Source organism: Deltaproteobacteria bacterium, assembly GCA_020848905.1.
Lineage (GTDB): Bacteria > Myxococcota_A > Polyangia.
Window position 1 is genome coordinate 1 of the sequence record JADLHG010000080.1, and the last position, 3849, is coordinate 3849.

The 3849-nt window shown below is 69.5% G+C and carries 6 protein-coding genes and 1 other RNA gene; 6 read left to right on the top strand and 1 reads right to left on the bottom strand.

Features of this window, described 5'->3' with window-relative positions:
* The 6 genes from ssrA to IT371_30225 form a co-directional block, all read left to right on the top strand.
* Window positions 1-127, top strand: a transfer-messenger RNA (tmRNA) gene (gene ssrA / locus IT371_30200); the annotation flags it as partial.
* A 183-nt stretch (window positions 128-310) separates the two neighbouring features.
* Window positions 311-508, top strand: a complete 198-nt coding sequence (locus IT371_30205; GenBank protein MCC6751964.1) for a DUF4102 domain-containing protein — start codon at window positions 311-313, stop codon at window positions 506-508.
* Window positions 509-539: 31 nt separating this feature from the next.
* Complete coding sequence (locus IT371_30210; GenBank protein ID MCC6751965.1) at window positions 540-1196, top strand: recombinase family protein; 657 nt, start codon at window positions 540-542, stop codon at window positions 1194-1196.
* A gap of 430 nt (window positions 1197-1626) precedes the next feature.
* Complete coding sequence (locus tag IT371_30215) at window positions 1627-2436, top strand: hypothetical protein (protein ID MCC6751966.1); 810 nt, start codon at window positions 1627-1629, stop codon at window positions 2434-2436.
* Window positions 2437-2874, top strand: a complete 438-nt coding sequence (locus tag IT371_30220; protein MCC6751967.1) for a hypothetical protein — start codon at window positions 2437-2439, stop codon at window positions 2872-2874.
* Complete coding sequence (locus IT371_30225) at window positions 2871-3377, top strand: hypothetical protein (protein MCC6751968.1); 507 nt, start codon at window positions 2871-2873, stop codon at window positions 3375-3377. Before IT371_30220 ends, IT371_30225 begins: the two co-directional genes overlap by 4 nt.
* Window positions 3378-3575: 198 nt before the next feature.
* On the opposite strand, the gene IT371_30230 is transcribed toward IT371_30225, so the two are convergent.
* On the bottom strand, window positions 3576-3849 hold a 274-nt coding region (locus tag IT371_30230), incomplete at its 5' end, for a hypothetical protein (GenBank protein MCC6751969.1).

Consider the following 3849-nt stretch of genomic DNA (forward strand, 5'->3'; position numbering starts at 1 on the left):
AGGTGAGGGACTCGGCGCGAAAGGACGTTCGCCTTCGTTCGCGTCGAGTACAAAGGGCGAACTAAGCGTGTAGCGGCAGCTCGGGGACTTCTTTCGGACGCGGGTTCGATTCCCGCCGCCTCCACCAACGTGACCTCGACACAACGCTTCGAGGAGGCAAAACCCGCATTGTCATGCGGGTTTTGCCTTTGGTGCCAACGGACTCTTTGCTGCTCCACGCGCCGCTGTTGGGGGTAACTCCAGGGGTATCCGCCGCTGGAAGCGCACCCTACCCCCAGGGCGGCACATCAGCCGCTCTTGGAGGTGGAGCATGTTGACGGCGTCCGAGGTGCAGAAGATCAACCGCGAGAAGCGGCCCCGGAAGATGGCGAAGGTGTACGACGAGCGCGGGCTCTACCTTGAGGTGCCGTCCTCGGGTTCGCTGCGCTGGCGACTCAAGTATCGCTACGACGTAACCCGTCCACGGCTGCATAGCGCTGCGGGGGTTGACGGCATCGTTGCCACGTAACGGCAGGGCGCCGCCGTGGTCGGCTCGACCCATGGCCCACCGTCGTCTTCGCGCCGCGCTGTACCACCGAGTGAGCACCCGCGAGCAGAACGCGCGGCTAGCGCGACGCGAGCTGCGCGCGGCTGCCGCGGCGCGTGGCCTGCGCGTCGTGCTCGAGATCGAGGAGACCGCGTCAGGCCGCGGCAGCGTGCGGCCCGGGCTCGAGCGGGTGCTCGGCGCCGCTCAACGTGGTGCTGTCGACGTCGTGCTCGTGCAGCGCCTCGATCGCTGCGGGCGCTCGACGCTCGACCTGCTCGCCAATCTCCGGCGGCTGCGCTCGTCCGGCGTTGCGTTCGTCGCCATCGCGCAGGGCCTCGAGGTGCGAGCGCAGCACGACGCCGTGTCGGATCTCACGCTCACCGTGCTTGCGGCCGTCGCGGAGTTCGAGCGCGCGGTGATCGTTGAGCGCACGCTCGACGGGCTGGCCGCGGCCCGGCGCGCGGGCAAGAAGCTCGGGCGCCCGATCGGCAAGAGCGCACCATCGCCCGAGCGCGTCGCCGCGTTGCGCGCTGCGGACTGTACGTGGCCACAGGTCGCGCACCGGTTGGCCTGCACGATCGCTTCGGCGCGGCGCGCCCTCGATCGAGGCCTGCCGCAATCGGGTGCGCGCCGAGCGGCGTCGCGTCCGTCGAGAAATGGTCGACGATGAGCGGCTGCCGGAAGCGATGGTTGACGGCGGTAGGGCGGGCGGCCAGAAGCCTACAGGCGACGGCGGGGGCGGGACCGCGAACGCAACGGAGACCTTCGGCGTGCATGCGAGCACAGGAACGGAACGAGGACAGGTGTCGTGACCGTCCGCTACGTCGTCTGGCTCTAGAACAAGATCCTGGACGCGGTGGTGGAGCGGCCGGCGGTCTATGGGCGCGAGGCGGACTACGTGCTCAGGCTCAAGGATGGTAGCACGCTGAGCGTGGGCATCCTGGAGCTGTTGAAGATGCGGCACGCGCCCGAGGGTTGATCGACAGGGACGGGCTGGTAGGCTCTCGGGCAGGGGGTGACCGATGTGCAAGCTCGGCCCAATCATGGGTGCCATTGCGTTTGCGGCCCTCGGCTGCGGCCTCGAAATGTGGAGCTCGCCGATGCCGCTGTGCGAGGAGGGCTGCGTCGAGGGCCTCTGCTCGGACAGCTACCCGAGCTACCCGTGGCCGCCGATCGCCGGACCCCACTTCCCCGTGATGCGCGAGCTTGAGTCGTCCGACTGCGTCGCCACGGCCACCGATGAGCTCGGCCGCACCACCGACTACCTGTGCTTCGGCGTCGCCGAGACGCACGTCAGCTACTGGGCCGACACCGAGCTGCCGCAGACCATCTCGCAGGTGGACAGGATCCGCGACGGCACCGTGCTTCAAGAGCAGCGCTTCGAGATGGAGTGGGACGACGCCGCGAACCTGGTGCTCGAGCGGGCCCGCACCTGGCTGGACGGGGAGTGGGACGGCGCCGAGGTGTCCTTTGAGACCGTCTTCGCCGCCGATGGGAGCATCGCAGAGGCGCACGAGCGGACGCAGTACCCGGAGCCCAATGGCCCGGAGGAGAGCGGCAATCACCCCCAGGTCTGGTTCACCGACGACGGCGTGGAACGCGCCCACCGGGTGGAGCAGTGGAACGCAGCGGGGCAGATGACGCGCAGCACACTTCTGGCCGGGCTCACCGAGCTCGGCGTCGTGGACGTGGTCTACCAATGGTCCGACGAGCATCTCCTCGGGCTCACGTACACGCGGCGGGTGCAGGAGGGGGAAGAGCAGTACGGCTGCACCACGCCGGACCCCGACCACGTCGTGTGCACCGCCGAGCTGGTCTGGGACGACGCCGGGAACCTGGTCTCCTACGTGGAGGCGGGCCAGGAGTCGGTGGTCAGCGACCACTGCTGCGGCACGTGCAGATGGGAGTAGGTGCCGGCCGGCGCGCATCCCCGCCCGGCGCTCCACCGCGAACGCCCACGCTTCAAGCGCCTGACAGCGCCGACCCAACGATCAGTACGCCCACCCAAGCGCCTTCAAGCCGGGCAGCTCCTGCCCCTCGAGCAGCTCGAGCGTAACCCGTCCACGGCCGTCGACCCGCTCAGGGAGGTGTACGGGGGCAACTGGAAGGAGCACGGGCTGCGCATCCTGGGCAAGCTGGCCGAGAGCGCCTTCCACGGCACGCTCGACCAGAACGGCATGAAGTTCGATGTGTACGGCGTCCGGCATGACGCCATCGGGTGGTACGTGAAGCTGACGATCGACAACGTGTTCGATGCCAAGGGCGCAGTCACCGAGCAGCTCTTCACGATCTCGTGCCACCCGCTCGAGAGGCCGCTGCGAACCAACGGCGGCCAGGTGCAACCATGACGACGACGAAGACCAAGGCGCAGCCCCAGCGATGTGCCGCCTGCGGCGCAGCCGGCACGGTGGCCCAGGTCGCGCGTGGGCGGCGCGTGACTCACCGAGGCGTCGCGCTCGCGCTGCCCGCCACGCTGGCGCTCAGCGAGTGCTCCGCGTGCCACGAGCTGTGGCTCGACGACGAAGAGGCCGCCCGCTACTCGGCCGCCGTGGACGCGGCCTACCAACGCGAGTTGCGCCGGCGCGCTCTCGAGGCGCTCGACAAGCTGGTCGAGGTCAGCACGCAGCGCCGCCTCGAGACCCTCCTGCACCTGTCGCACGGCTACCTCTCGAAGCTGCGCACCGACGACAAGGCGCCGAGCGCCACCCTGGTCGGCCAGCTCGCCCTGCTCGCGATGGAACCGAAGAAGCGCGTCGCGGAGCTGGAGCGGTTTTGGTCCGCCAAGACGGTTCGCGCACCCAGGGCGAAGGCGACGCGGGCGTCTGCTCAGCGCCGTCGCGTGGGGGCATGATTGGGGGCATCCGGTAAGACCACATTGGCGATTGCGCCGCCACAACAGCCGGTTGCGAGCATGATTCGGTAGCCGCCGCCTCCACCATCCTCAAACGCCCCGCTCCGGCGGGGCGTTTGTTCTCGCGCCAAGGTCCTCGCCGGTACGGCGGGAACGAACCCCCCTCCCCCCGGGCGCGCCGAACCCGCCGCCCCTACCTCACCCGTTCCCGCGCGCCGCCTTCGGCAACAACACCTCGAGCGGTAGCCCAAGGACCTCGGCCAAGCGCGTGAGCGCGGTGCGCACAGCGAGGTGCTGGCCCGAGCCGAGCAGGTAGATCTGCTTGCACACGGCCGCGGCCTTCAGGAAGAAGCCATCGCGCTCGTAGAGGTCGGCGGCGCGCCAGTAGGGCCCGGCGGCCTCATCGGGCTTCCCCGTGCGCACCAGCAGATCGCCGAGCCGCAAGAGCGCGCGGGTGTCCTCGGGGTTGTCG